The sequence below is a fragment of the Thermoanaerobaculum aquaticum genome (genome assembly GCF_000687145.1).
Taxonomy (GTDB): domain Bacteria; phylum Acidobacteriota; class Thermoanaerobaculia; order Thermoanaerobaculales; family Thermoanaerobaculaceae; genus Thermoanaerobaculum; species Thermoanaerobaculum aquaticum.
Map to the genome: position 1 here is coordinate 61,679 of NZ_JMFG01000002.1, position 23,403 is coordinate 85,081.

Below are 23,403 nucleotides of genomic sequence, written 5' to 3' on the forward strand. Positions count from 1 at the left end.
CAATAACGTTAAGCATGCTTGACAGAGGCGCGGGAAGCCGCTAGGCTTCCGCTCCTTGGGGGGTTATGGCGCATACTGCCGCTCAGACTACTTCGGCACCACGATTGCTTTTGGTGGGCAATCCCAACGTGGGCAAGAGCGTCATCTTCGGCGCTCTTTCCAAAACCTACGTGACCGTGGCCAACTACCCCGGGACCACCGTGGAAATTGCCCGCGCCCGGGCCACCGCCATCCCCGGTGCCCCGGAGCTGGTGGACACCCCGGGCACCAACTCCCTCATCCCCCAATCGGAGGACGAGCAGGTCACCCGCGACATCCTCCTGCGGGAACCCGATGCGCTGGTGATCCAAGTGGGGGATACCAAGAACCTTCGCCGCACCCTTTACTTGACCCTGCAGCTGGCGGAGCTGGGGCGCAGGCAAATCCTGCTTTTAAACCTGCAGGACGAAGCGCAAGACTTAGGGGTGCGGGTGGACCGCGGGAAGCTGGAGGCCCGCCTGGGCATCCCGGTGCTCTCCACCACCGCCATTCGCGGCTCCGGGCTGGAGCAAATCCCCAAGCGCCTGCCGGAAGCTTCGGTGGCGCGCCTCTCCGCTTCCTACCCCCGGGCCATTGAGGACGCCTGCCAGAAGGTAGAAGCGCTCCTCCCTGAGGCGTTGGGACCTGCCCGGCGGGGGATTGCCCTGATGCTGCTGGCGGGCGACGACTCCCTGCTCCCCTGGCTTACGCCCCAGGTGGGGGAGGAGGTGCTGGCCGAGGTGGGTCTCATCCGTGCCCAGGTGGAGCGGCAGCTGGGGCGGCGGGTGGCTGGCGTTCTCTCCCGCTCGCGCTTTCGGGCGGTGGAAGAGCTCCTCAAGGAAACCTTCCGCGCCGACCGGGCGGCCTACGGCTCCTTCCGGGAAACCCTGGGGGCCCTCACCATGCACCCGGTTTGGGGTGCTTTTTTCTTGGCTGGGGTATTGCTGGCGGCCTACCTGTTTGTGGGCGTTTTTGGCGCCGGTACCCTGGTGGACCTCATTGAAGACGGCCTCTTTGGCAAGATCATTAACCCGGCCGCCCAACGGTTTTTCCAGACGCTTTTAGGGCCGGGGCTCATCACCGAACTGCTGGTGGGGCCTTACGGCGTGATCACCATGGCCCTCACCTACTCGCTGGCCATTGTGCTACCGGTGGTGGGGACGTTTTTCATCTTCTTTGGCATCTTGGAGGACTCGGGCTACCTGCCGCGCCTGGCGGTGATGTTGAACCGCGTGTTCCGGGCCATGGGGCTCAACGGCAAGGCGGTGCTGCCCATGGTTCTGGGTTTGGGCTGCGACACCATGGCCACCTTGACCACCCGCATCTTGCCCTCCAAAAAGGAGCGGGTGCTGGTGACCTTGCTTTTGGCCTTAGGTGTCCCTTGCTCGGCGCAGCTGGGGGTGATCCTGGCCATGCTTTCCAGCATGTCCTTCCTGGGCACCTTCCTGTGGGGTGGGGTGGTGGCGGCCACCCTCTTTGGTGTGGGGTGGGCCGCCGCTCGCCTGCTGCCGGGCCGCTCCTCGGATTTCCTGCTGGAAATCCCTCCCCTGCGCGTCCCCCAGTTGGGCAACATCTTCATCAAAACCGCCGCTCGCACCGAGTGGTACCTCAAAGAGGCCGTGCCGCTCTTCATCCTCGGCACCCTGGTGCTCTTTTCTTTGGACGCCACTGGCCTTTTGCGGGTCTTTGAGGGCCTGGCCAAGCCGGTGGTGTCCGGGCTTTTGGGTTTGCCGCCCGAGGCCGCCAGCTCGTTTTTGGTGGGGTTCTTGCGTCGTGACTACGGGGCCGCGGGCCTGTACGCCCTGCGGGATGCCGGCAAGCTGGACGGCGTGCAGGCGGTGGTAGCCCTGGTGGTCATTACCCTTTTCGTGCCCTGCATCGCCAACTTCTTCATGATGATCAAGGAGCGGGGCTTGAAGACCGCCCTGGCCATGGTGGCCTTTATCGTGCCCTTTGCCTTTCTGGTGGGCGGGGTTTTGAACTTTGTGCTGCGCGCCCTGGGGGTCTCCCTGTGAGCCGGGAGTGGGTGCGCTGTCCGTTGTGCGGTTTTTCCTTTCCCGGGCAGGCCAGCTGCCCCGCGGGATGCCCGCTTGCTAAGAACTGCCAAACCCTCTGCTGTCCCAACTGCCACTACCGCTTCGTGCTGACCTCGCCGTGGCTGACGCGGGTCGCCAAGCTGTTCAAGAAAAGGGTCGCGTGATGAGCGAAGACGTGCTTTTGGTCAAGCCCCCCACCTGGGCCCGGGAGGAAGTGCTGGAGGAGCTGTGGACCGCCCAGGAAGCCCAAACCCCCCTCACCATTTCCGCCCTGGCCCGGCGCATCCATGCCGGCCCCTCCGAAGGTTGGGGGGGTGTGGTGCAGGAGCTCATCGAAGAGGGGCTGGTGGCGCTGGACGGGGACCTCTTGCGGTTGACCCCCGAAGGGGACGCCCGGGCGCGGGAGGTGGTGCGCAACCACCGCCTGGCCGAGGTGCTCTTTTACGAGGTTTTGCGCTTGCCCATGAAGGACAGCGAAGCGGAAGCCTGCCGGCTGGAGCACCTGCTCTCTTCGGAAGCCGCGGAAGCGGTGTGCACCTTCCTGGGCCACCCTCCGGTTTGCCCCCACGGCCGCCCCATCCCCCCCGGCCAGTGCTGCCAGGCCCTAAGCCGTCCGCAGGCGCCGCTTTTGGTGCCTCTCACCCAGCTCAAGCCGGGACAGCAGGCCAAGGTGGTGCTCTTGGCCCCCAAGCACCGGGACCGCCTGGAGCAGCTGGCGGACCTCGGCCTCACCCCAGGGGCGGTGGTGCACCTGAAGCAAAAGCAGCCCTCGGTGGTGGTGGAGGTGGACCGCACGCTTTTGGCCTTAGAGGACGACATTGCCGGCGGCATTTACGTGCGGCCAGTGGCCGAGTGGTGATTGTTAAGCATGCTTGACATCGCTTTTGGGATGCTATAGACTGCCCTGCGTATGGAGAGCTTTGCCACCACCTGGCGGGCTTTTGAGGCCAACGAGATCACCCACTCGGCGGCCCACTACCTCCTGGCCATTGCCGCCTTCAACCGTAAGGGCACCGACCCCCGGGCGGTAGACGTGGCCCGGGAGCTGGGTATTTCCCGGGCGGCCGCTTCCCTGCAGCTGCGCAGCCTGCAGGAGCACGGGCTGGTGGAGGTGGACGCCCGCCAGCGCCTGCACCTCACCCGGGCGGGAGCCGATGTGGTGGCCCGGGTGGCCTCCAAGCGGGAGGTGGTGCGGGTGTTCCTGGAGGAAATCCTGGGGGTTCGGCCGCAAGCGGCAGCGCTGGACGCCTGCAAGGTGGAGCACCTGCTGTCGGAGGAAACGGGGGCAGCGCTCATCCGCCTCATTCGCTTCTTGCGCTCCGATCACCCGGCGGCGCGGGAAGCGCTGGCGGTTTTTAAGGAAACCACCGCCAGCTGTCCCCCCGAAGCCCGCTGCGACCTCTGCACCAACACCTGCCTTTTGGCAGCGGGTAGTTCCCAGTAAGGAGACGGCGGTGATACACGCTCTCCTTCCCCGCCCCGCCTCTGCCACAAATAAGAGATTGTGTTCACTTTTAGCTTGCTCTCTTGCCGCCCTCCCCCTGGAGGCGAGCACCTGCTGGCGTCAGGTGGTTCTCATGGGGACCACGCTTTCGGTAAGGGTTTGGGCCAACCCCCCGGAAGACCCCTGCCTTTTGGCCGAAAAAGCCATTGGCGCGGTGGAGGAAACCGAGAGGCGGCTTTCCACCTGGCGGCAGGACAGCGAGTTTTCCGCCCTCAACCGGGCACCGGCGGGGCAAGCGGTGCCGCTTTCCTCCGAGCTCTGCCACGAGCTTTCCACGGCCCTGCGCTGGGCCCAGGCAACCGGCGGGGCCTTTGATCCCACGGTGGGAGCTTTGATCCGCGCCTATGACCTCCGGGGCCCGGGCCGCTGGCCAAGCCCTCAGGAGCTGGCGCAAGCCCAGAGGGCCGTGGGTTACGAGAAACTGCGCTTGGAAAGCTGCCGCCTTTTGAAAACCGCGCCGGATGTGGTTTTGGAGGAGGGTGGCTTTGGCAAAGGGGCCGCGCTGGACGCGGCGCTTGCCGCGGTGGGCGGCAAGGTGCAAGCGGTGGAGCTCAACCTGGGGGGCCAGGTGAGCTTTTGGGGAAAGGAAGCCCTGGCCGTGGATCTGGTGCACCCCGACCACCGCGGGGAGGTGGTGGCCACCTGGATCCTCCCCCCCGGCTCGGTGGCCACCTCGGGGAACAGCGAGCGTGCCCGCTGGGTGGACGCCAAGCCCCTGGGCCATCTTCTGGACCCCCGGAGCGGGCAGCCCGCCCGGGATTTTGGCTCGGTGGCGGTGTGGGCGCCGCAGGGGATCACCGCCGACTGCCTGTCCACCGCGCTTTTCGTCTTAGGGCCGGAAAATGCTTTCCGGTTTTTAGCGAACCACCGGGAGGTGGCGGCGGTTTTCCTGGTGCGGGAGGGAAAGGGTTTGCGCTTGCTCACCACCCCCCACCGGGGAAGGCTCATCCCCAAAGCAAACAACGTGCAGGTGGAGGAGATCGTTTGGCCGCACCAAGGCCAAAAGGAGGAAAAACCATGAAGCGATGGCTGGTTGCGTTTGTGTTCTGTGCGTTCGGTGTCACGCTTTCCGCCTGGGGGCAGACCCTGGAGGAAAGGGTCAAGGCGCTGGAAGCCGAGGTGGCGGCTCTCCGGCAGCAGGTGGCCGCCGCCCAGGGTGCCAAGGACAACGCGCGCCTTTCGGAGCTGGAGCGCAAGCTGGCGGTGCTCGCCGAGGAGCTGGAGCGCCTGCGCTTGGGCGAGCTGGGGGAGGCCATGGCCGCCCCCCGGGCCTTGGGGTTAGGCCCGGCGGCCTCCAGGGTGTACGCCGCCAAGCCCGGGGTTTCTTTGGCGGGTTACGGGGAGCTCCTTTACCAAAACTTTGCCACCACCCGCGATGACGGTCGCCCTTCGGGCAAGGTCGACGTTGCCGATGCTTACCGGGCGGTGCTTTACACCGGCTACAAGTTCGACGACCGCTGGATCTTCAACTCCGAGCTGGAGGTGGAGCACGCCCACACCGAAAAAGGGGGCGCCGTGGAGCTGGAGTTTGCGTACCTGGATTGGCTCGCCTCCCCAGCGGCCAACCTGCGGGCCGGCCTCATCCTGGTTCCCCTGGGCCTGGTGAACGAAGTGCACGAGCCCACCACCTTCTTCCCTGCCCGCCGGGCGGAAACCGAAACCCGCATCCTGCCCGCCACCTGGATGGAGCTGGGCTTTGGCGCCTACGGGGATGTGGGACCCTTCTCCTACCGCACCTACGTCCTCACCGGCTTGGATGCCAGCAAGTTTTCGGCCTCCGGCTTTCGCTCTGGCCGACAGTCGGGAGCTCTAGCCAAAGCCGAAAGCTTCGCCTGGGCGGGGAGGGTGGACTGGACCCAAACCCCAGGGCTTTTGGCCGGCATCGGCGTTTACCTGGGCGAAGCGGGCCAGGGGCTTTCCACCAGCGATGGCCGCGAGCTCTCGGTGCCCACCCGCATCTTTGAGGCCCACGCCGAGTACAAACTGCGCGGGCTCACGCTCCGGGGGCTTTGGGCCCAAGCCACGGTGGGCGAGGCTGCTGCCCTCAACCGCACCCTGGGGCTTTCGGGAAGCGCCGCGGTGGCTGAAAAGCTGCAAGGGGGCTACCTGGAGGTGGCCTACGACCTCCTCCCCGCCGAGCGCCGGGTGCTGGCACCGTTCATCCGCTACGAGAAGATCAACACCCAGAAGACCATGCCCGCAGGCTTTGCCGCCAACCCCGCCAACGACCAGAAGATCCTCACCCTGGGTGTGGCTTTCCAGCCCCTTCCGCAAATCATCTTCAAGCTGGACGCCCAAAACGTCCAAAACCGCGCGAAAAGCGGCATCAACCAGTGGAACCTGGCTTTGGGCTATGTGTTTTAACGGCACGTTGCTGCGCCGGGGGGGAGCCTTGCTCCTCCCCGGGCTTTGCGCCGCGGTCCTTTCCGCGCGGGTGCTGAAAACCCCGGAAGAGGCGATTGCTCTGGCCTTCCCCGGGACGCAGGTCACCAAAGAAGCCCACTACCTCACCCCCCAGCAAAAGGCCACCCTCGCCGCCCAGGGGGTGGGGGAGGTGCCGGGCTTGGTTTTCCAGTACCGGGTGCAGCGGGAGGGCCAGCTTCTCGCCTTTGCCTACCTGGACACCCACCGGGTGCGCACCCTGCCGGAAACCCTTCTGGTGATCCTCAACCCCCAGGGGCAGGTGCTGCGGGTGGAGGTGTTGGCCTTTGCCGAGCCCCCGGACTACCTGCCCCGGGAGAGCTGGTACCGGCAGTTTGCCGGGACCTCCCCGGAAAAGCCGCCGCGTCTGGGTGAGAACCTCCGCCCGGTGGCGGGTGCCACCCTCACCGCCCAGGCTACCGCTACTGCAGTGCGGCGGGTTTTGGCTTTGCACCAGGTGCTTTCGCCATGAACGGGGTGCGGCGCTCGGGGCTGAGCCTTGCTGAGCTGGTGGCCTTTTGGCTGGCCCAGCTGCTCGTGGGTGTCACCGGCGTGGCCCTGCTTGTCCTGCGGCTTTCGCCGCCACCCGAGGATGCTTTTGCGGCGGTGGCCCCCTCTTTTCCCTTTTGGCAGCACGCCCACGTGCTTGCCGCGCCGATCCTGGTTTTCTTCCTGGGCTTGCTGTGGGCCCGGCACGCCAGCCCCTTCCTCCGGGCCCGCCGGCCGCGCCGGCTTTCCGGGGTGGCCCTTTTGCTTTTGGCCCTGGTGATGGTGGCCTCGGGCTACGGGTTGCAGGTGAGCGTGGAGGAGGCGCTCCGCCAGAGCTTCCGCTGGCTGCACACCATCGCCGGCCTGGCGTGGCTTGCCACCGCCGGGCTGCACCTCTTGGGTCGCCGGGCTACGAACGGGGGTCAAAGCGCAAACGGGCAAAACGGCGCTTGCCCACCTGCACCAAAAGTGCCGATCCTGCCGTACAGGGGACGGTCGTAAACGGGTCGGAAACCACCGTCCCCTCTACCTTTACTCCCCCCTGGCTCATGAGCCTGCGGGCTTCGGCGTTGGAGGGGGCAAGCCCGCTGGCCACCAGCAGCTTGGCCAGGAGCTGGGGCTCCCCGGCGGGGAGGGTGATTTCCTGCACCTCCTCGGGAACCTCCCGCCGCTGGTGCACCTTGCGGAAGTGCGCCTCCGCTTCCCTTGCGGCGTCCTCACCGTGGAAGTCGCGGGTAATGGTGTGGGCCAGCCGGAACTTCACCTCCATGGGGTGCTCCTGCCCCTGCTCCACCCGCTTCTTGAGGGCGGCCAGCTCCGAGGCCGGAGTGTCGGTCAAAAGCTCCCAGTAAAGCCACATGAGCTCGTCGGAAATGGACATGAGCTTGCCAAACATCTCCTCGGGGGGATCCTCCACTGCCACGTAGTTGCCCAGGGACTTGGACATCTTCTCCACCCCATCCAGCCCCGGCAACAGCGGCAGGGTCATGACGATTTGCGGCGGCAGGCCCATCTTTTCCATGAGGTCCCGCCCCACCAGCAAATTGAAGAGCTGATCGGTGCCGCCCAGCTCCACGTCAGCCTTCAAGGCCACCGAGTCGTAGGCCTGCGCCACCGGGTACAAAAGCTCGTGGAGGGCAATGGGCTGGCCAGCTGCCAGCCTCTTGGCAAAATCGTCCCGCTCCAGCATTTGTGCCACCGTTACCTTGGCGGTGAGGCGGATCCAGTCCTCCGAGGTAAGCGCCCCCAGCCACCGGGAGTTGAAGTCCACCACCGTCTTTTCCGGGTCCAGGAGCTTGAAGATCTGCCGCTTGTAGGTTTCGGCGTTGGCCAGCACCTGTTCCCGGGTGAGCTGAGGCCGGGTGGCTTTTTTCCCGGTGGGGTCGCCAATCATGCCGGTAAAATCTCCAATCAAGAACACCACGGTGTGCCCCAGCATTTGGAAGTGCCGCATTTTGCGGATCACCACCGTGTGCCCCAAATGCAAGTCCGGCGCCGAAGGGTCAAACCCCACCTTTACCACCAGCCCTCGCCCTTCCTTTTGTGCCTGTTCCAACCTTTTTTCCAGGTCCTCGGGGCGCACCACATCCACGCACCCCTTCAACAGCAAGTCCATCTGCTCGGAAACCTTCACCACACCCACCTCCTCAACGACGCTTGTCTTCGCTTGCGGCGCGACCCACGCCGAAGCGAGGCAGTATCTTAAAGCCCGGCAAACCGGCCACCACTTCCCGCACCTCTTTTTCCTCCGGGGCCACCCAGTGGCCATTTCCCAGCGCCGGGTAGAACACCGAAAGGGCCTTCCGGGCGGTGGCCTGGGCGGCGGAGCCCACCAGACGCTGGGAAAGGCTGGCCCACGCCTTGCCCACGTCCTCAGCGGAAAAGAGGCAGGCGTTGGCCCAGGCGGCGCCCAAAGCCTCGTCCTGCTGCTGCACCGTGGCCTGCCCGCTTTGCCCAAACAAAAGCACCAGCTTGCCGGCGGGATGCTGGAGCTCCGCCTCCACCCCCTGGGCCACGAGCCGCTGACGCAAGACCTCAGCGGCGACCGCCCCCGGAAGGGTGGCCGGAAGCTCCACCACCGCCACCACCTGGGCGGGACCCTCCTGGGGTTCCCAGGAAAGACCGGGGGCCAGCTGCGGCAGCCGCAGCACCTTGCCGGAAGGCAAAGCCGAAAGGAACTTCTCCGCGGCTTCGGCCAGCTCATCGCTGCCCTCCGGCAGCTCCAGAACAACCCCCAGGTTTTCGGCAAAGGCCTGGGGGGCCAGGCCCAGGGCGCTGCGGGCCCGCAGCAGGGCCGGGCCCGCCTTGGTTTCCCTGGCAGCGCTCCCCACCAGAGTTGACACCTCTTCCAGGGCTTCCACCAGCTCCTCGGGGGAGCCCACCACCGCCGCGGCGGCCATGCCCAGAGCCACGGTCACCTGCGAGGGAAGCCCCTTTTTGGCCGCTCGCAGCCCCACCTCCTGCGCCAGCGCTTGGGCCAAAGCCCCCTCCACGCCGGAAAAGGCCACGGCCATGATCCCCACGTCGCTTCCGGTTTCCCGAAAGGCCAGCACCACGCCGGAGCTCAACGTTCGTACCTCGGGAGGCAAGGTGCGGCGCTCCCTCTCCCAGAGCTCCGCTTGCCCGGCGTAAGCGAGAAGGACCTCTTTGAGCAAAGCCTCCGTTGCCGCCGGCGCCGGCTCCACCGGGTAAAGGAGCGGCCCCAGCTCCTTCCCCCACCCCAGCCGCTCTACGCCGGAAAGCGCCACCTTCTTGGGGTCCACCGCCCACAGGCTGGCCTCCCGCCGCTGGATGGCGGAAAAGTCCGCCAGCTCACCCTCGCCTACGGCAGCGGCAAGCTTTGCTCTGCTTTCCCGGGCCATCGTCAGCATTTTCCGGGGGTTGGGGCCCCGGTGTTCCAGCACCAAAAGCGGGCAGGGACTGCCCTCCACCCGCACCGGCCCGGTAAATCCGAGCTTCTGCCAGCGCTTTTCCAGAAGAAACGCCAAAACCGGCGCCAGCTCGCTCCGGGGATCCCAGAGAGGGGGCAACGGAAAGCTCCAGTGGAAGCCCTCAACGGTTTGGCGGGTGGGGTTCACCAGCCCATCGGCAAAGCGGCAGGCAGCCCGGAGGGGCAAGGCCGGCGTCACCGCTTCCAGGGCTTCCAGGGAGGCCGTAAGCTCCCGGGCCGGCACCGGCCCTACCAGGATGACCGCCACAGCGCTCGAAAAAGCCGGCAAAGCGGAAAGCAGCTGGGAGGGCGCCGAAAGGGCGGGAAACCAGGCGCTCACCACGCTCTCCACGGGCCCACTGGCCTCCTCCCACCCCGCCGGCGCGCTCACCCCGGGGGGAAGCCAGACCGCTGCCCATTCCCCATCCCCTCCCGGCAGCTCCACCACCGCCCAGGGGAGGCCTTTTTCGGTGCGCCCGGTGGTTATGGCCTGCGGAAAAGCAGGCCCGGTGAAAACCAAGAACACCAGCGGGAGCAAGAGCTTTTTCACCAGGCTATGATAGCGGGGATGCCAAAGGGTTTGCTTTCGCTTCCGGCACTGCTCACCTCCTGGCTTTTGGCCGCTTGCGCCTGGGTGCTGGTGTGGTGGGCGTTGCCAGTAATCCAGGGGTTGGCCACCGCGGCAGCGGGCGGCCAGTTCATTGGCCTTTCCCTCCCCACCTGGACCCAGCCCTGGGCGCTGGTGAACGAGCCCACGGTGGGCTTTGCCGCCACCCGCACGGCGCTGTGGGCCTACTGGCTGCCGCCGTTTTTAGCTGCCTTTTTGCTGGCGTTGGTGCTGCCCCAGTTGCCCCCGGGCCCTTCTTTGAGCCGGCACCTGCTCTTGAGCCATCTGGCCCTGGCCGCCAGCTTCTTGGGGCTTGCTTGGCTTCCCAGCCTGGGGCTGGAGGACGGGCTCGTGGCTGGGCTTTCCCGCTTTTTTCACCAGGATCCCCAGCTCTGCCGGTGGGGCATGGCCCTTGTTGCCGGGATCCTGGTTCGGCCGGTGGTTCTGGGGCTTGGCTCCTACCTTTGGCACCTGCCGGGCGGCCCCACCTTTGGCCGCAAGCTCCTAACCTGGGCCCTGCACGTGGGCGTCCCTGCGGGGCTGTGGCTGGCCTGGGTGTTGGCCTCCGCCCCCCGTTTTCCTGTTGCCAGCTTGCCGCCGTTTCTGCTGGTTCTGCTTTTGAGCTTGCTTTGGGCCCTGGCCGCCAAGCCTCCGCACCCCCTGCGCCAGCGGGAGCTTTACGGGGCCAGCCCGTGGTTGGCGTTGGCCTTCGCCTTGCTGCTGGTGGTGCCGTCCCTCTGGGTTTTTTCCCCGGCGGGCCTGCGACCCAGGGGCTACCTCTGGGGGGTGGAGCGCATGACCTCCAACGTGCGCTCGGAAACCCTCAAGATCACGCTGCCCCTTTCCCCCGCAGCACGGCGGGGATCGTCCGCGCCAGGATCTTGAGGTCCAGCCCCAGGGACCAGGAATCAATGTACGCCAAATCCAAGGCCATCCACTGGGCAAAGGAAAGCTCGGTTCGGCCGGAAACTTGCCAAAGGCAGGTCAGCCCTGGCTTCATGGCCAGCCGCCGCCGCTGCCAGGGCTCGTAGCGGGCCACCTCCTCGGGCAGCGGGGGTCGGGGACCCACCAACGACATGTCCCCCTTCAGCACGTTCCACAGCTGCGGCACCTCGTCCAGGGAAAAGCGCCGCAAGACCCGCCCCACCCGGGTAATGCGGGGGTCGTTGGGGGCTTTGAAAACCGGCCCGTCCATGACGTTGAGGTGGGAAAGCTGGGGCTTTAAAGCCTCGGCGCCCTCCACCATGGTGCGCAGCTTGTAAAGCAAAAACCGCCGGCCGCGCAAGCCGCAGCGCCACTGCTTGAAAAACACCGGCCCCGGCGAATCCAGCTTGATGGCCAGCGCCACCAGCGGAAAAAAAGGAGCAAACGCCGCCAAGCCCAAAACCGCCACCGTCACGTCCATCACCCGTTTGCAAAAGAGCGGCAGGGGTGCAATGGGGGACGGGGCCAGGGTGAGGATGGCCTGGTCCCCCAGAGGCTCCACCTCCACCCGCGGTTTGAGGTGGGGAAAGGGGGCCAGCACCACCCGCACCCGCACCCCCACCTCCTGACAGCGAGCAATGGTGTTTTCCAGTTTGGCCAGCTGGGCCAGGGGCAGGGCCACCATCACTTCGTCCACCACGGTCTTTTCCAAAAACTCAGGCAAAGCCCCCACATGGGTCACCACCGGAATCCCGGCGATAGGGCTTTTGGCGTGCTCCTCCACCCCCACGAAACCCAGCAGGCGAAAGCCCCAGGCCTGGTGCTCCTGCAGCGTTTGCGCCAGCTTGGCGGCCTGGGGGGTGGTGCCCACGATGACCACCACCCGCTCCGGAGCCGCCAACAGCTTCTTCCCCAGGGGGGTCTTGCGCTCCAGCCAGCGGGCGGCGGAAAGCAAGAGCCCATCCAAAAGGCCAAAGAGGAGGAGAAAGGGGCGGGACACGAAGTCCAAGCGGAACAGGTAGCCTAAGGCTGCCAGCGCCAAAACCCCCAGGGCCACCGTGCCCCAGCAGGCGGCAATTTCCCGAGAAAGGGAAACCCGCCTTCCTGGCATGCTTGCGGGAAAAGCCAGGGAAAAACCCGCCCACAGGGGAAGGGCCAAAGCCAAGAGCGGCAGGTACTGGCGCAGGGGGTAAAGGCCCGTGGGGAAGAGGGAGGGCAACAGCTGGGAAAGGCCGTGGGAGCGCAGCTGGTGGGCCAAAAGGAAGGCCAGGGAGGTGAGCACGCTGTCCCACAGCAAGCGGCGGTAGGTTACGAGCTTCGCGCTTTCCCGCAGCACATGCCCTCCAGAAGCGCTTCGTAAGCGGCCGCCACTTGATCCCACCGGTAGTGGGCCGCCACGCGGGCCTTGGCCTTTTCCCGCAGGAACTGGAAAGCTTCGGGGTTGGCAAGGAAGCGCGCCAGTTGTTCCTCCAGGGAAGGTGAGCCCACAAAGGAAAAGCCCAGGCCGGCGTCGCCCACAACCTCCCGGTTCTCGCGGTTTTGCAGGTAAAACACCACTTGCCCCGCCCCCATGGCTTCCACCAGCGCCGGATGGGTCCCCCCCACCTCGGTGGCGTGAATATACGCCAAGGCAGCGGCCATGAGCTCCCGGTACCCCTGCCCGTACACCGGGCCCGTGAGCACCACCCGTGGGTCGCCCGCCGCCAGCTCCTGCACCCGCCTCGTGAGGCTACGGGCGTAAGGGGCGCCCCCCACCATCACCAGCGGCACATCCCCCGGCACCTGCCGGTAGGCCAAGAGCACCCGGTCGGGGTTGTTCTCGGGCTCAAAGCGGGAAACGTAAAGCACGTAGCCCCGGGGCTTCAGCCCCCAGGTGTTGAGGGTCTCGTGGCTTTGCGGCCAGGCCAAATCGCCGCCGTAGGGGATCATGGCTGACTCCCGCCGCCAAACCCTCCGGTAGTAGCGCTGAATGGCCCGGGCATCGGTGATCAGCTGATCCGCCCAGCGGGCGGAAAGCGCCTCGCACCAGAGGTAGTACCGCCTCCCCAACCACCCCCACTTGCGGCGCTTGCGCTCCAGCCCGTCCACGTTGAGGGCTACCGGCAACCCCTTGGCGTGGAGCAGCGGCAAGAGCGGGGCGTTGGCGGCGTTGCAGAGCAGCACGGCGTCGTAGTCCTTCCGGGACAGGTGCAGTACCGAAAGCAGCGTGTGGCTTAGCGTTTCCAGGTGCTTTTGGCGCAGGCACGGCAGCAGCACCAAGCGCACCCCCTGGTACTGGGAAAGTCCTTCCGGCACCAGGTGCCTGCGGGTGTACACCGTGACCTGGTGCCCCCGCGCCACCAGACGCCGGGAAAGCTCCTCGGCAAAGGTTTCAAAGCCGCCGTAGCGGGCCGGAATCCCCCGGGTGCCGAGAATCGCTACCCGCACGGCTTAAACCTCCGGGTTTGCCAGGGCGGGTAAAACCAGGGCAGCAGGCGCCAGCTGGAAACCCTAGCGCGGGCCGCGTTTTCCCGCCCCCGCTTTCGGTACTGCGGCCAAAGACGGCGCACAAGCCCGAAAGCGGCCAGCGAGGAGCGCTCCACCGTGAGGCAGGCGGCAATCACCAACAGGTCCCGGAAGAGCCAAAACGGAAAACAACCCACGTGCCAGCGCCAATCGGCGTTGGCCAAGCGCAAGAGGAAGCGGTTTTTCACCGAGTGCAGGTTGATGGCTGCTTGCCCGGCACGTCCTTCCTCCGGCTTCAACCCCCGTCCGTGCACGGCCCTGGCGGCGGGCCAAAAGAGGCAGCGCCACCCCCGGCGTTGCAGCCGCCAGGCCAGGTCTGCATCCTCCCGGTAGGCAAAAAAACCCTCGTCAAAAACCTCCCCTCCGGGGTAAGCCACATCCTGCAGCGCTTCCCGGCGGTAAAGGGCGCAGGCTCCGGTGGCACCAAACACCCAGGCCGGCTGAGTCCAGGCCTGCCGTAGCCGCTTTCCGGCCCCGCGATCGTGGTGCCGACCAAAGGCGGAAACCACCATGCCGGCGGAATCCACGCGGTCCGTGGGCAAAAGGTTGGGGCCTTCACCGCGCAGCAACAACCCGCAGGCGCTTCCCACCTGCCTTTGCCCTTGCACCGCCGCCAGCAGCTCCGAGAGAAACCCCGGCAGCAGCCGGCAGTCGGGGTTGAGGGATAAGACCCACGGCGTTTCCAGCTGGGCCAGGGCCAGGTTGGCCGCGCGGGAAAAGCCGGTGTTTTCCGGCAGGGGCAAGACCGAAAGGGGCAGTTTGCCCTCAAAGCTCCGGGCCACGGCCAGGCTTTCATCGCTGGAGTTGTTGTCCACCAGCACCACCCTGGCCACCAGCTGGCCCTGCTGGCTGAGCCCCTCCAGCGTGGCAGCTAAGGTGGCCCCGTGGTTGTGGGTGACCACAAAAACCCCAACGCTCACCGCTGAACCTCCAGCTTGTCCAGCACCAGGCTTGCCCCTTCCGGCAGCCGCGCCTGCAGGGTGAGGCGATGCCGGCCGGGATCCGGCGCCGGAAGCGGCACAGCTATGGCCCCCGGGCTTATCGGGAGGCAGGAGGCCGGCCCGGAGCCCAAGGTGTAGCAAAGCTCGCCGGAGCCTGGCCCTTCCAGCCAACCGGAAACCACCAGCGCCCGGGCTTTGGGGAGGTGCAGGGGAACGGCCAGGCTATCCCCGGAGAAAAGCCGCCAGCCGTTGGGGTACAAGAACCGCGACCAGGCGCCCAAATGGGGCTCCAAAGCCCCGCCCCGGTGCTCCACCTGGGGGTCCTCCAGCTCCACCACCCGGTCGGGAACCGTCCTCAGTGCGAAAAGCAACCCGGCGGCCGCCGCCAGCCAAAGCGCCACCGCCTGCCGCGGGAGGAAGCGGCGAAAGGCCGGGCGCGAACAGGCGTACCAAAGGCCCGCGGCGAGCAGCACCAGCACCACCGGTGTGACGTAGCTGGCCGGGGAAATCCGCAGGTAGGACGGGAAGAAATGCCGGGCATCCACCGAAAAACGCGCCGCTAGCCGGTCCGCCAGCCACTGCCCGCCGTCGCCAATGTTAAAAAGCATGGGCGCCCGGGTCACCGCAATCCACGCGGTGAAGAGCGTCGGCGGCAACGCCAGGAAGAACAGCGCCCGGGTGCGGCCCCGGCGTAGGGCCTGGGCAAGGCCGAGGAAAAACAACGGCACCAGGGGCACCAGGTAGCGAAAGGGGGGAGACCCACCCCCGCGCCACTCCACGTAGTTCAAAAGCGCTACCCAGGTGGCAAGGCCACTCAAAAGCAGCGTCCGCTCCCCCACCCCGCTCCCCCGCCAGAGGGCCGGCAAGCCCAGGAGCGCCACCAGCCAAATCGGAGAGGAAAAGGCGATGCCGTAAGCTGCGTCGAACAACAACCCCCCGGTAACCACCAGGGGCTGCCTGAGGCTTTGCGGCACCAGGTGGCTTAAAGCCCGGCGCCCCAGGGGATCCAGGGGGTTGCCAAACCAAAGGGCCGCCAACCCCAAGCCCAAGCCTCCCGCCAAGAGCAAACCCACCACTGGGGCCCAGAGCTTTTTCTGCCAGCGTCGCCAAAAGCTCACCGCCGCCAGCGGCACGGAAACAAGCCCCAGACGCGCCTTCATCACCACCGTGGCCACAGCCACCGCCGCTGCCGGAAAGGGGCGGGCGTGCTGCACCCAGAGCAAAAGCAACGTCACGGCCAGCACCCCCACCATTTCCACCCAAATTTGCGTGGCAAAGGTGGCGAACGGGTAGGCGAAAAGCAGCGAAAGAGCGGCAAGCCAACGAGCGTGGGCTGAACCAGGCAAAGCCCCAGCCCGCCTTTGTAACAGCACAAAGGCCAGTGCCCCCAAAAGGCTCATGAGCTGCACCATGCCAGCGCGTCCGGCGAGGGCGTAACCCGGGCTCAGCAGCAACGCCAGGCCGGGGGAATGGAGGAAGCGATCGGGGACCTGCCGCACCAAATCCACCACCCACTGGGCGTAGCGGTCGGGCGAGGCGTTGTTTTCCAGCTTAAGGTCGTGGTCCCGCACCAAAGACTCGGCCATCAGCACGTGGTACGGCTCATCCCCCATAAGCTCGGCCAAGCGCGGTGCCGCCAGCGCCAAAGGCACAAGCAAGGCCACCACCGGCAGGGCCCAACGCTGGGCGCGGATGGCCCTGGCAAAAGCCAGCCACCAGGCCAAAAGAAACGCCGCCAAGGCCAAATCCACCCCGTGGCGTTCCAGCAAAACCCGCAGCGGCTGCAATGGAAGCCCTAGGGTCAGGCGGCCAAAAGCCAGCAAGACCCAGGGCGCGGAGACCAGCGAGGAACGCCAGAAGCCCGGCAGGAAAAGCAGCACCAACACTCCCGCGGCCAAAAGCAGCTTTTCCGCGGAAACGCTTCTTTTGGGGGTAGGTCTTTGCGGTCCCGCCTGCAGAACCGAAAGCGTGACCTGTTTCGCCAGCTCCTGCGCCAGCACCAGCGTGGGCTGGAGGCCAGCGGGCACGAAGAGCTCCAAGCGACCGGCCACCGCCCACGGCGGGTCGGCGCCCCAGGTGGGCCGAAACACCGGATGGGCGGGCAAACCGTGGGCTCCCCGCTGCTTCAGCTCCTCCCGGAGCAACGCCCACTCTGCGGTGTCCCTTCCCGCCCGCAGCAGCACCCGCTCCTTCCCGACCTCCAGCCAACCCACCACCGTCCCTTTGGGGAGGCTGCCAGCGTTGGCCAAGGCCAGCTCCAGGGCGTAAAGCCTGCCCGCTTCTCCAGCAGGAAGAAGCACTTCAGGCTGTTGCCGGGTTAAAGTGGGCCCCGGCAAATCCGGAGGCACCGGCAACGCCGGCCAAGCCCAAAGAAGCCCAAAAAACCACGCGGCTGCCGCCAAAGGCACCGGCAAAAACGCTGTTACCACCGCCAGCGCCACAACCAGGACCCAAAGCCATGGGCTTGCCGGAAAGCCGGGGAAGGCCAGAACCCCGCCCCAGGGGAAAAGCACGGTACCCAAAAACCCCAGGGCGGCCAGGGGTACCGCCCACCGCTGTACGACCGGCGTCACGCGGGGAAAAGGCGCCGGCTGTTTCCGGCTCAAAAGCCAAACCACCGCCAGAAAACCTGCTCCCACCCCCGGGTGGAGTGGTGAAGCCAGCGCCACCCCCAGGGACGCTCCCAAGCCCCAAACCCAGGGGCTTTGGCTTGCGAGCAGCGCTGCCGCCAGCACCGGCACCAGGGCCACCACGCCGGCCGGCCCGAACTTGCCCACCAGCACCGGAAGCCCCGGCAACACCAGGGCCAAAGCCCAAAGGCTAGCCGCCAGCAGGCCGTGCGCGGGCTTTTGCCGGGACAAGCCCCAAATTGCGGCCCCTGCCGCCAGGGGAACCAAAAACCCCAGCAGCATCTGCCGTTGGAAGGGGTCCTGGGTCAGCACCAGCACGTAAGCCGGTGGCAGCAGCAGCAGCTCACAGCCAAAGCGCACCCAGCCCGAAAGCTTGGAAATGACTAGCCCCAGGAAGGCCAGCGCCAAACCTCCGGCCAGCGCCTCCGCCAGCGGCAAACCGTCCATCCCGGCCAAAACCCCGGCCAGGAGCAAAGCCGCAAGGCTTACAAAGGGAAACCGCACCCACCGCACCTCGGCCAGTATACGGAGCTTTTGCGCCAGCCGTGGGCTTGCCCCTTCGCAAACGGGAGCCCTAACGCTGGGGGAGGAACGCTTTAAACTAGGTGGCCAGTGGAGGGGGCATGCTGAACCGAGAGCTGTGGCGGAATCATCCTGAGGTGGTGGCCAAAGCGCTGCAGATGCGGCGCTCCGAGGCGCCGCTTGAGGAGCTGCGGCAAGCCGATGAGCGTTTTCGCCGGCTGCAGGCGGAGCTGGATGGCAAAAAAGCCGAGCTCAACCGCCGATCCCGGGAGGTGGGGTCGTTGTTTGCCGCGGGAAAAAGGGAAGAAGGCGAAGCCCTGCGTCGCTCCTTGGCCGAGCTTTCCAAAAGCATCGCCGAGCTGGAAAAAGAGCTGGCGGCAGCTCGCAGCGAAGTGGAGCGGCTGGAGCTTTTGCTGCCCAACATCCCCCACGCTTCGGTGCCCGAAGGGGAAGACGAACGGGGCAACCGCGTGGAGCGGGTGTGGGGCGAGCCCCCACGTTTCGACTTTGAACCCCGCGCCCACTGGGACCTGGGTCCAGCCCTTGGCATCTTGGACTTCGAGCGGGCCGGCAAAATTGCCGGCGCCCGCTTTGCGGTGCTGTGGGGGCAAGGGGCGGCCTTGGAGCGGGCGCTCATTACCTTCATGCTGGACCTGCACCGGTCCCGGGGTTGGCGAGAGGTGTACGTTCCCTTCTTGGTCAACCGCGATTGCCTGGTGGGCACCGGACAGCTCCCCAAGTTCGCTGAGGACCTTTTCCACGTGGAGGGCACCGACTTTTTCCTGGTCCCCACTGCTGAAGTCCCCGTCACCAACCTCCACCGCGGGGAAATCCTGGAGGAGGAAAGCCTCCCCCGGCGGTACTGCGCCTACACCCCCTGCTTTCGCGCGGAAGCGGGCTCTTACGGCCGGGACGTGCGGGGCCTCATCCGCCAGCACCAGTTTGACAAGGTGGAGCTGGTGCACCTGGCCACCCCGGAAACCAGCTACCAGGAGCTGGAGGTGCTCACCGGCGAAGCCGAAGAGGTGCTCAAGGCTTTAGGGCTTCCTTACCGGGTGGTGACCCTTTGCACCGGCGATATGGGCTTTTCCGCGGCCAAAACCTACGATTTGGAGGTTTGGCTGCCAGGGCAGGGTTGCTACCGGGAAATTTCCTCCTGCTCCAACTGCGAGGACTTTCAGGCTCGCCGGGCGGACCTGAAGTACCGGCCCAAAGGGGGAGGCAAGGCCCAGTACCTGCACACCCTCAACGGCTCGGGTCTGGCGGTAGGTCGCACCCTCATTGCCATCCTCGAGAACTACCAGCGGGCGGACGGCACGGTGGTCATCCCCGAGGCTTTACGCCCCTACCTGGGCGGGCAGGAGCTGCTGGCTCCCGAGACTTAGGCGAAACGCAGAAACATTGGCGGTTTGGCGCGGTTTACCGGGGCGCTAAGCAGGCGGTGGCGGTGAAAGCGGCGGCGGAGTTGCCAGCCATTTACCTGGAGGCGAGGGTCTCCCTCTGGAGTTGGGGCGGCGTTAGGGATTGGGCAGGAAATTGGCAAGTCACCTCCTGGGTGCTTTCTTTTCAGCTAGCAATGCCGTTTTTATTGAACAGTGGCGGTGGTTGCCCGTGCCGCTTCACCGGCTAAGACTTGACTCTGCACACACCGTGCACAAAAGTTCTCACGCGGCAGGACAACCCCCCCGGTTTTAGCTAGGACCCCTGGTCAAATTGCGGGCAAGCGATTACATTGAGCACTGGGGACTAACCATGAGGCGCTGGTGGGTGGGTGTGGTGGTTGGGCTTGTTGTCCTTGCCGGGGGATGCGGTTTCTTCCGCGAGGAAAAACCGGTGGTGGTGGCCCAGCAGAGCCAGCCTTCGACCTTTGACCCGCATTTGGCCAACGAAACCGTGGTTTCCTCCACGTTGAGCAATGTGGTGGAAGGGTTGGTGCGCTTTTCGCCCTACCTCCAGGTGGAGCCAGCCCTGGCTGTACGCTGGGAGCAGGAAAGCCCCACTGCGGTGCGGTTCTGGCTGCGCCAGGGGGTGGTCTTTCACAATGGGCAGGAGCTCACCGCCCGGGACGTGGTGGCCAGCGTGCTGCGGGCGAGGGACCACCCCAGGTCCCAGCTCAAGCACCTGGTGCGGGATGTGGTGGAGGTGAAGGCGGAAGAGCCTCTGTCCGTCGTTATTCGGACCTCGACCCCCGCCCCCACGCTGCTCAATAGGCTGGTTTTCGTGGGTGTGGTGCCCGAAGCTCAAGCGCAGGAGCGCGAAATTTTGGTTTCCATTGGGACCGGTCCCTACCGGATCGTGAAGCGCGAGGGAACGACCCTGGAAATGAGGGCGGTCCCGTGGTGGGGGGGTATGCCCCAGATTAAGAAGGCCCGTTTCCTTTTTGAGGAGAACGACCAACACCGAACCAGCCTTTTTCTGGCCAAAAAGGTGGATGTGTGCGCGTGGCTGCGAAAGGAGGATGTGGCAGAGGCGGCACGCCAAAAGGACCTGCGGGTGGTCCAGCAGCCGCGTTTGTCGGTGCAAATGCTGGCCTTGAGCCCGCGGGCGGCTAGCGGGGAGGCCGCGCGGGCGCTGGCCGATGTGCGGGTGCGGCGCGCCTTGCTTTTGGCTCTAAACCGCCAGCGTTTGGTGGAGGAGGTCGCCCGGGGGGACGCAGTGGTGGCCAGCCAGCTCGTGCATCCCCTGGTGTTCGGCTACGACCCTTCCCTGCCGCCGGTGCCCTACGATCCTGAAAAGGCGCGGGCGCTTCTATCCGAAGCCGGTTTTGCCTCGGGTTTTACCGTGCGGCTGGGCGCTGGAAGAGGGGCCGAAGACGTGGTTCGCATCGTTCAGGAGGATTGGGAGAAGGTTGGGGTGCGGGTGGAGCTTGAGTTTTTGCCGTTTCCTGAGGTGCTGGCGCGGGCGCGGGACGGTCGCCTCCCAGTCATTTTCTTTGCCCGCACCTGCACCACCTCGGACGCTTCGGAGTTTCTGGATCCCCAGGCCCACTCCTACGATCCCGACCGCGGCTGGGGCCAGGAAAACTACCCGCGCATGGCCGATCCTGAGGTGGACCGCCTCTTGGAAGAGGCCTCCCGCGAGCTGGACGAGGAAAAGCGCCGGGCGCTCCTCCAGCAAGCCCAGCGCCGGGTCTTGGAACAGGGCTACTACCTGCCCTTGGTGATCCGCTGGTTTTACCTGGGGATGTCGAGCTGGTTGCAGTTCCAGCCCCGCTATGACCAGTTCCTGTTTTTGCCGGACTTTAAAACGGTAGCCAGCCCCTAAGGGCTTACCGCCACAACCTTGTGCACCGTTCCGCAGTGCGGGCAGGGGAGCTCCTGTCCCCGGTAGGCAGGGGGAACCTTAAGGGTGGTGCCGCAACTGCAAGGGATAAAGGCAAAACCGGAAAGCCGCCAGAGCACGTCGGTGGCTTGCCGAAGCCGGTCCAAGGCGGTTCGCGGGTCGGCGCTGGCCGGGCGCACCGGTGTGGCGGGCAAACGCAGGGCCGCCGCGGGCACCACGCCCACGGGTCTTCCTGTCACCTTGCGGAAGGCCTCATCGTAGCCCGCGAAGGAAACCGTGCCGCCCAAGGACCTCAAGATACGGATGCGCTCCTCGGTGGGGGGGTGGGTGCTGAAAAGCCCGGTAATGGCCGAGGCAGCTTTGGTGAGGGGGTTGACGATGAACATGGGGGCGGTGGCGGCGTTGGCACTGGTGAGGGGGCTCCAGGACTGCTCGATCTTTTCCAAGGCGGAAGCAAGGCCTTCGGGGTAGCGGGTGGCCAGGGCAGCACCGGCATCGGCCAGGTACTCCCGGCGGCGGGAAAGGGCCAGGTACATGAGGCGGGCCACCAGTGGGGCCAAAAGGATCAGGACGATGGCCAAAAGGTAGAGAGGAGCTGCCCCCCGGCTGCTGCTGGAGGTCCGGCGGCGGGTGCCGCCGCCGTAAAACAGCACCCGCCGGGCAAAGTCCGCCAAGATCACCACGGTTCCCACCATCACCGCCATGACCGTGAGGTACACCACGTCCCGGTGCTTGATGTGGGAGATTTCGTGGGCAATCACCCCCTGCAGCTCGTCCCGGGTGAGGCGCTCCAAAAGCCCGGCGGTGACCACCACCGCAGCGCGATCGGGCCGAGTGCCGGTGGCAAAGGCGTTGGGGGCTGCCTCGTCCAGGATGTAAACCTCGGGCGGCTTGGAAAGCCCAGAAGCCACGCTCATTTCTTCCACCACGTTAAAGAGCACCGGGTGATCTTCTTTGTTCACCTTACGGGCGCGGGAGATGCTCAAAATGACCTTGTCCCCGGCGCGAAAGGCCAGCTCCGCCATGACCACCCAAAGCCCCCCCGCCACCAGGATGCCGGGGACCGGAGCGGCGGCCAGCGCCTCCCCCACCGCCCAACCGGTGGCCACCAGCACCAGCGCCATGCTCGCCAGCAAGAGGTGAGACCGGCGCTTGTTGGCGCTAACGAGCTCCCACACGGCCTGCTACCTAAAACCTGACCTCGGGGCGCTGACGCTCCTGGGGGGTCTCCAGCTCAAAGTAAACTTCGGGCTTGAAGCCAAACTGGTTGGCGATGATGTTGGACGGGAACATTTGGATGAGGTTATTGAGGCGCAGCACCGAGTCGTTGTAGTACTGTCGGGCAAAGGCGATCTTGTTTTCCGTGGAGGTCAGCTCTTCCTGCAAGGCCAAGAAGTTCTGATTGGCCTTCAGCTCAGGGTAGTTTTCCGCCACCGCAAAGAGCGAGCGCAGGGTTTGCGAGAGCACGTTTTCCGCTTGCGCGCGGGCGGCCACATCACCGGAAATCGAAATGGCCTGCTGCCGAGCCTTGGTCACCGCCTCCAGGGTTTCCCTTTCATGGTGCATGTACCCCTTGACGGTTTCCACCAGGTTGGGGATCAAATCCCACCTTCTCTTGAGCTGCACATCAATTTGGCTCCAGGCGTTGCGCACCTCGTTGCGGGCCCGCACCAACCGGTTGTAAAGGCCCACCACCCACAAAACCACCACCACCAAAAGCGCAATGAAAATCCAAAAGGCCACCGTCCACCTCCTTTGGGCTACGACTTGCGCCGCAGCTTCTCCCCTAAAAACGAGATGACATCACCCGAGGTTCCCCCGTCCCGCTCCGCCAGGGTGGCCAGCTCGCCGGCATCAAACCACCAGCCGTGCCCTTGCGAGCAGGCATCCACCGAAAGCGCCGGCGATCCGGGAACGGAAACCACGTCCATGGGCTTATCGCAGCGGGGGCAGGGACGCCTGCCGGCGCTTCTTTCCCCTGCCAGTGGGGGGAAGCTGACCCCGAGCGTGGCCTCCACGGCTTCCAGCTCCCCGGAGTCAAACCACAAGCCACGGCAAAAAGGGCACCAGTCCAGCTCCACCCCTTCCCGCTCCACCACCACCAGCTCACTGCGGCAGGCAGGGCAGTGCACCGTGCGAGGACCTCAGGACTCGCGGTACAGCCAGGCGGCCACAAAGGTGGCCACGATGGCGCCCACCCACAGGTCCAAAAGCCAGCCCAGGGGCACCGCTCTGGCCACCGGTGCCCAGGTGGCCGCCGAAAAGTTGGAGGGGAAAGCGATGGCAAACCCCCCGAGGATGCCCACCGCCAGCGCGGTTTTTGGTCCCGGGGCGAAGACCTCCCGCATTCCCGTGTAAAACCACGCGAGCACGAAGGTAACCAGGAAGAGCGTTAAAAACCACACGGGCAAAAAGAACGGGTAGCGCGGCTCCGAAAGCAACGCCCCGGCGCTTTGCGCTTGCCGGTACGCATCGGCCAGGAAAACGCTGTTCACAATCCACGACCAAAGGGCCCACACCACACCACCCGCCAAGCTTCCCAAAAGCAGCCTTTTCTGGTTGATTTTTTTCATGGCTCCTCCCGAGCAACGTTCT

At 65.8% G+C, this 23,403-nt stretch carries 20 protein-coding genes; 10 read left to right on the top strand and 10 right to left on the bottom strand.

Going from position 1 to position 23,403, the window contains the following annotated elements:
* Positions 1-65 precede the first annotated feature (65 nt).
* From feoB to EG19_RS00535, 7 genes are all read left to right on the top strand, one after another.
* Positions 66-2,033, top strand: coding sequence for a ferrous iron transport protein B (feoB, locus tag EG19_RS00505; RefSeq protein ID WP_038046246.1), 1,968 nt, complete (start codon positions 66-68; stop codon positions 2,031-2,033).
* 184 nt (positions 2,034-2,217) lie between these two features.
* On the top strand, positions 2,218-2,913 hold the full coding sequence (locus EG19_RS00510; protein ID WP_038046247.1) for a metal-dependent transcriptional regulator: 696 nt from the start codon (positions 2,218-2,220) through the stop codon (positions 2,911-2,913).
* Between the two features lie 51 nt (positions 2,914-2,964).
* Positions 2,965-3,498, top strand: coding sequence for a metal-dependent transcriptional regulator (locus EG19_RS12130; protein ID WP_053334701.1), 534 nt, complete (start codon positions 2,965-2,967; stop codon positions 3,496-3,498).
* Between the two features lie 133 nt (positions 3,499-3,631).
* Positions 3,632-4,579, top strand: a complete 948-nt coding sequence (locus EG19_RS00520) for an FAD:protein FMN transferase (RefSeq protein WP_038046249.1) — start codon at positions 3,632-3,634, stop codon at positions 4,577-4,579.
* Positions 4,576-5,922 (top strand): ABC transporter C-terminal domain-containing protein, encoded by a 1,347-nt coding sequence (locus tag EG19_RS00525; protein WP_053334702.1) that lies wholly within the window; start codon positions 4,576-4,578, stop codon positions 5,920-5,922. Before EG19_RS00520 ends, EG19_RS00525 begins: the two co-directional genes overlap by 4 nt.
* Positions 5,912-6,451 (top strand): hypothetical protein, encoded by a 540-nt coding sequence (locus EG19_RS00530; protein WP_053334703.1) that lies wholly within the window; start codon positions 5,912-5,914, stop codon positions 6,449-6,451. The genes EG19_RS00525 and EG19_RS00530 overlap by 11 nt, the downstream gene beginning before the upstream one ends.
* The gene (locus EG19_RS00535) at positions 6,448-6,969 is read left to right on the top strand and encodes a hypothetical protein (RefSeq protein ID WP_038046255.1); all 522 of its coding nucleotides are present in this window, start codon (positions 6,448-6,450) and stop codon (positions 6,967-6,969) included. The genes EG19_RS00530 and EG19_RS00535 overlap by 4 nt, the downstream gene beginning before the upstream one ends.
* On the opposite strand, the gene tyrS is transcribed toward EG19_RS00535, so the two are convergent.
* Entirely contained in the window at positions 6,878-8,101 is a 1,224-nt protein-coding gene (gene tyrS / locus EG19_RS00540; protein ID WP_407702143.1) for a tyrosine--tRNA ligase, read from the bottom strand. The two genes, EG19_RS00535 and tyrS, sit on opposite strands and share 92 nt — an antisense overlap.
* A 13-nt stretch (positions 8,102-8,114) precedes the next feature.
* Positions 8,115-9,947 (bottom strand): hypothetical protein, encoded by a 1,833-nt coding sequence (locus EG19_RS00545; protein ID WP_038046257.1) that lies wholly within the window; start codon positions 9,945-9,947, stop codon positions 8,115-8,117.
* Positions 9,948-9,965: 18 nt separating this feature from the next.
* Between EG19_RS00545 and EG19_RS00550 the strand changes: the two genes are divergently transcribed.
* Complete coding sequence (locus tag EG19_RS00550; protein ID WP_038046258.1) at positions 9,966-10,889, top strand: hypothetical protein; 924 nt, start codon at positions 9,966-9,968, stop codon at positions 10,887-10,889.
* On the opposite strand, the gene EG19_RS00555 is transcribed toward EG19_RS00550, so the two are convergent.
* From EG19_RS00555 to EG19_RS13535, 4 genes are read right to left on the bottom strand one after another with little or no spacing between them, the layout of a single operon-like run.
* Positions 10,834-12,264 (bottom strand): sugar transferase, encoded by a 1,431-nt coding sequence (locus tag EG19_RS00555; RefSeq protein WP_038046260.1) that lies wholly within the window; start codon positions 12,262-12,264, stop codon positions 10,834-10,836. The two genes, EG19_RS00550 and EG19_RS00555, sit on opposite strands and share 56 nt — an antisense overlap.
* Positions 12,237-13,355 (bottom strand): DUF1972 domain-containing protein, encoded by a 1,119-nt coding sequence (locus EG19_RS00560; protein ID WP_038046262.1) that lies wholly within the window; start codon positions 13,353-13,355, stop codon positions 12,237-12,239. Before EG19_RS00560 ends, EG19_RS00555 begins: the two co-directional genes overlap by 28 nt.
* Positions 13,346-14,353, bottom strand: a complete 1,008-nt coding sequence (locus tag EG19_RS00565; protein ID WP_053334704.1) for a glycosyltransferase family 2 protein — start codon at positions 14,351-14,353, stop codon at positions 13,346-13,348. The genes EG19_RS00560 and EG19_RS00565 overlap by 10 nt, the downstream gene beginning before the upstream one ends.
* Positions 14,350-17,517, bottom strand: coding sequence for a hypothetical protein (locus tag EG19_RS13535; protein ID WP_038046264.1), 3,168 nt, complete (start codon positions 17,515-17,517; stop codon positions 14,350-14,352). The genes EG19_RS00565 and EG19_RS13535 overlap by 4 nt, the downstream gene beginning before the upstream one ends.
* Before the next feature lie 110 nt (positions 17,518-17,627).
* On the opposite strand from EG19_RS13535, the gene serS reads away from it, so the two are divergent.
* Both serS and EG19_RS00580 read left to right on the top strand, forming a co-directional pair.
* The gene (gene serS / locus EG19_RS00575; RefSeq protein ID WP_038046266.1) at positions 17,628-18,911 is read left to right on the top strand and encodes a serine--tRNA ligase; all 1,284 of its coding nucleotides are present in this window, start codon (positions 17,628-17,630) and stop codon (positions 18,909-18,911) included.
* 367 nt (positions 18,912-19,278) lie between these two features.
* Positions 19,279-20,790: an ABC transporter substrate-binding protein gene (locus tag EG19_RS00580; RefSeq protein WP_038046268.1), complete on the top strand. Its 1,512-nt coding sequence runs from the start codon at positions 19,279-19,281 to the stop codon at positions 20,788-20,790.
* On the opposite strand, the gene EG19_RS00585 is transcribed toward EG19_RS00580, so the two are convergent.
* Genes EG19_RS00585 through EG19_RS00600 form a run of 4 tightly spaced genes read right to left on the bottom strand, consistent with a single transcriptional unit; the run spans position 20,787 to position 23,381 of the window.
* Positions 20,787-21,986: a M48 family metallopeptidase gene (locus EG19_RS00585; RefSeq protein ID WP_038046270.1), complete on the bottom strand. Its 1,200-nt coding sequence runs from the start codon at positions 21,984-21,986 to the stop codon at positions 20,787-20,789. The two genes, EG19_RS00580 and EG19_RS00585, sit on opposite strands and share 4 nt — an antisense overlap.
* Before the next feature lie 10 nt (positions 21,987-21,996).
* Positions 21,997-22,551, bottom strand: a complete 555-nt coding sequence (locus tag EG19_RS00590; RefSeq protein ID WP_038046271.1) for a LemA family protein — start codon at positions 22,549-22,551, stop codon at positions 21,997-21,999.
* 17 nt (positions 22,552-22,568) lie between these two features.
* On the bottom strand, positions 22,569-22,940 hold the full coding sequence (locus EG19_RS00595; protein WP_038046272.1) for a zf-TFIIB domain-containing protein: 372 nt from the start codon (positions 22,938-22,940) through the stop codon (positions 22,569-22,571).
* Positions 22,941-22,952: 12 nt separating this feature from the next.
* On the bottom strand, positions 22,953-23,381 hold the full coding sequence (locus tag EG19_RS00600; protein ID WP_038046273.1) for a hypothetical protein: 429 nt from the start codon (positions 23,379-23,381) through the stop codon (positions 22,953-22,955).
* Positions 23,382-23,403: the final 22 nt, after the last annotated feature.

Coding starts and splice junctions, on each gene's coding strand:
- EG19_RS00525 (WP_053334702.1), top strand. CDS start 4,576: ATGAAGCGATGGCTGGTTGCGTTTGTGTTCTGTGCGTTCGGTGTCACG.
- EG19_RS00535 (WP_038046255.1), top strand. CDS start 6,448: ATGAACGGGGTGCGGCGCTCGGGGCTGAGCCTTGCTGAGCTGGTGGCC.
- feoB (WP_038046246.1), top strand. CDS start 66: ATGGCGCATACTGCCGCTCAGACTACTTCGGCACCACGATTGCTTTTG.
- EG19_RS00550 (WP_038046258.1), top strand. CDS start 9,966: ATGCCAAAGGGTTTGCTTTCGCTTCCGGCACTGCTCACCTCCTGGCTT.
- EG19_RS00520 (WP_038046249.1), top strand. CDS start 3,632: ATGGGGACCACGCTTTCGGTAAGGGTTTGGGCCAACCCCCCGGAAGAC.
- EG19_RS12130 (WP_053334701.1), top strand. CDS start 2,965: ATGGAGAGCTTTGCCACCACCTGGCGGGCTTTTGAGGCCAACGAGATC.
- EG19_RS00580 (WP_038046268.1), top strand. CDS start 19,279: ATGAGGCGCTGGTGGGTGGGTGTGGTGGTTGGGCTTGTTGTCCTTGCC.
- serS (WP_038046266.1), top strand. CDS start 17,628: ATGCTGAACCGAGAGCTGTGGCGGAATCATCCTGAGGTGGTGGCCAAA.
- EG19_RS00600 (WP_038046273.1), bottom strand. CDS start 23,381: ATGAAAAAAATCAACCAGAAAAGGCTGCTTTTGGGAAGCTTGGCGGGT.
- EG19_RS00530 (WP_053334703.1), top strand. CDS start 5,912: ATGTGTTTTAACGGCACGTTGCTGCGCCGGGGGGGAGCCTTGCTCCTC.
- EG19_RS00510 (WP_038046247.1), top strand. CDS start 2,218: ATGAGCGAAGACGTGCTTTTGGTCAAGCCCCCCACCTGGGCCCGGGAG.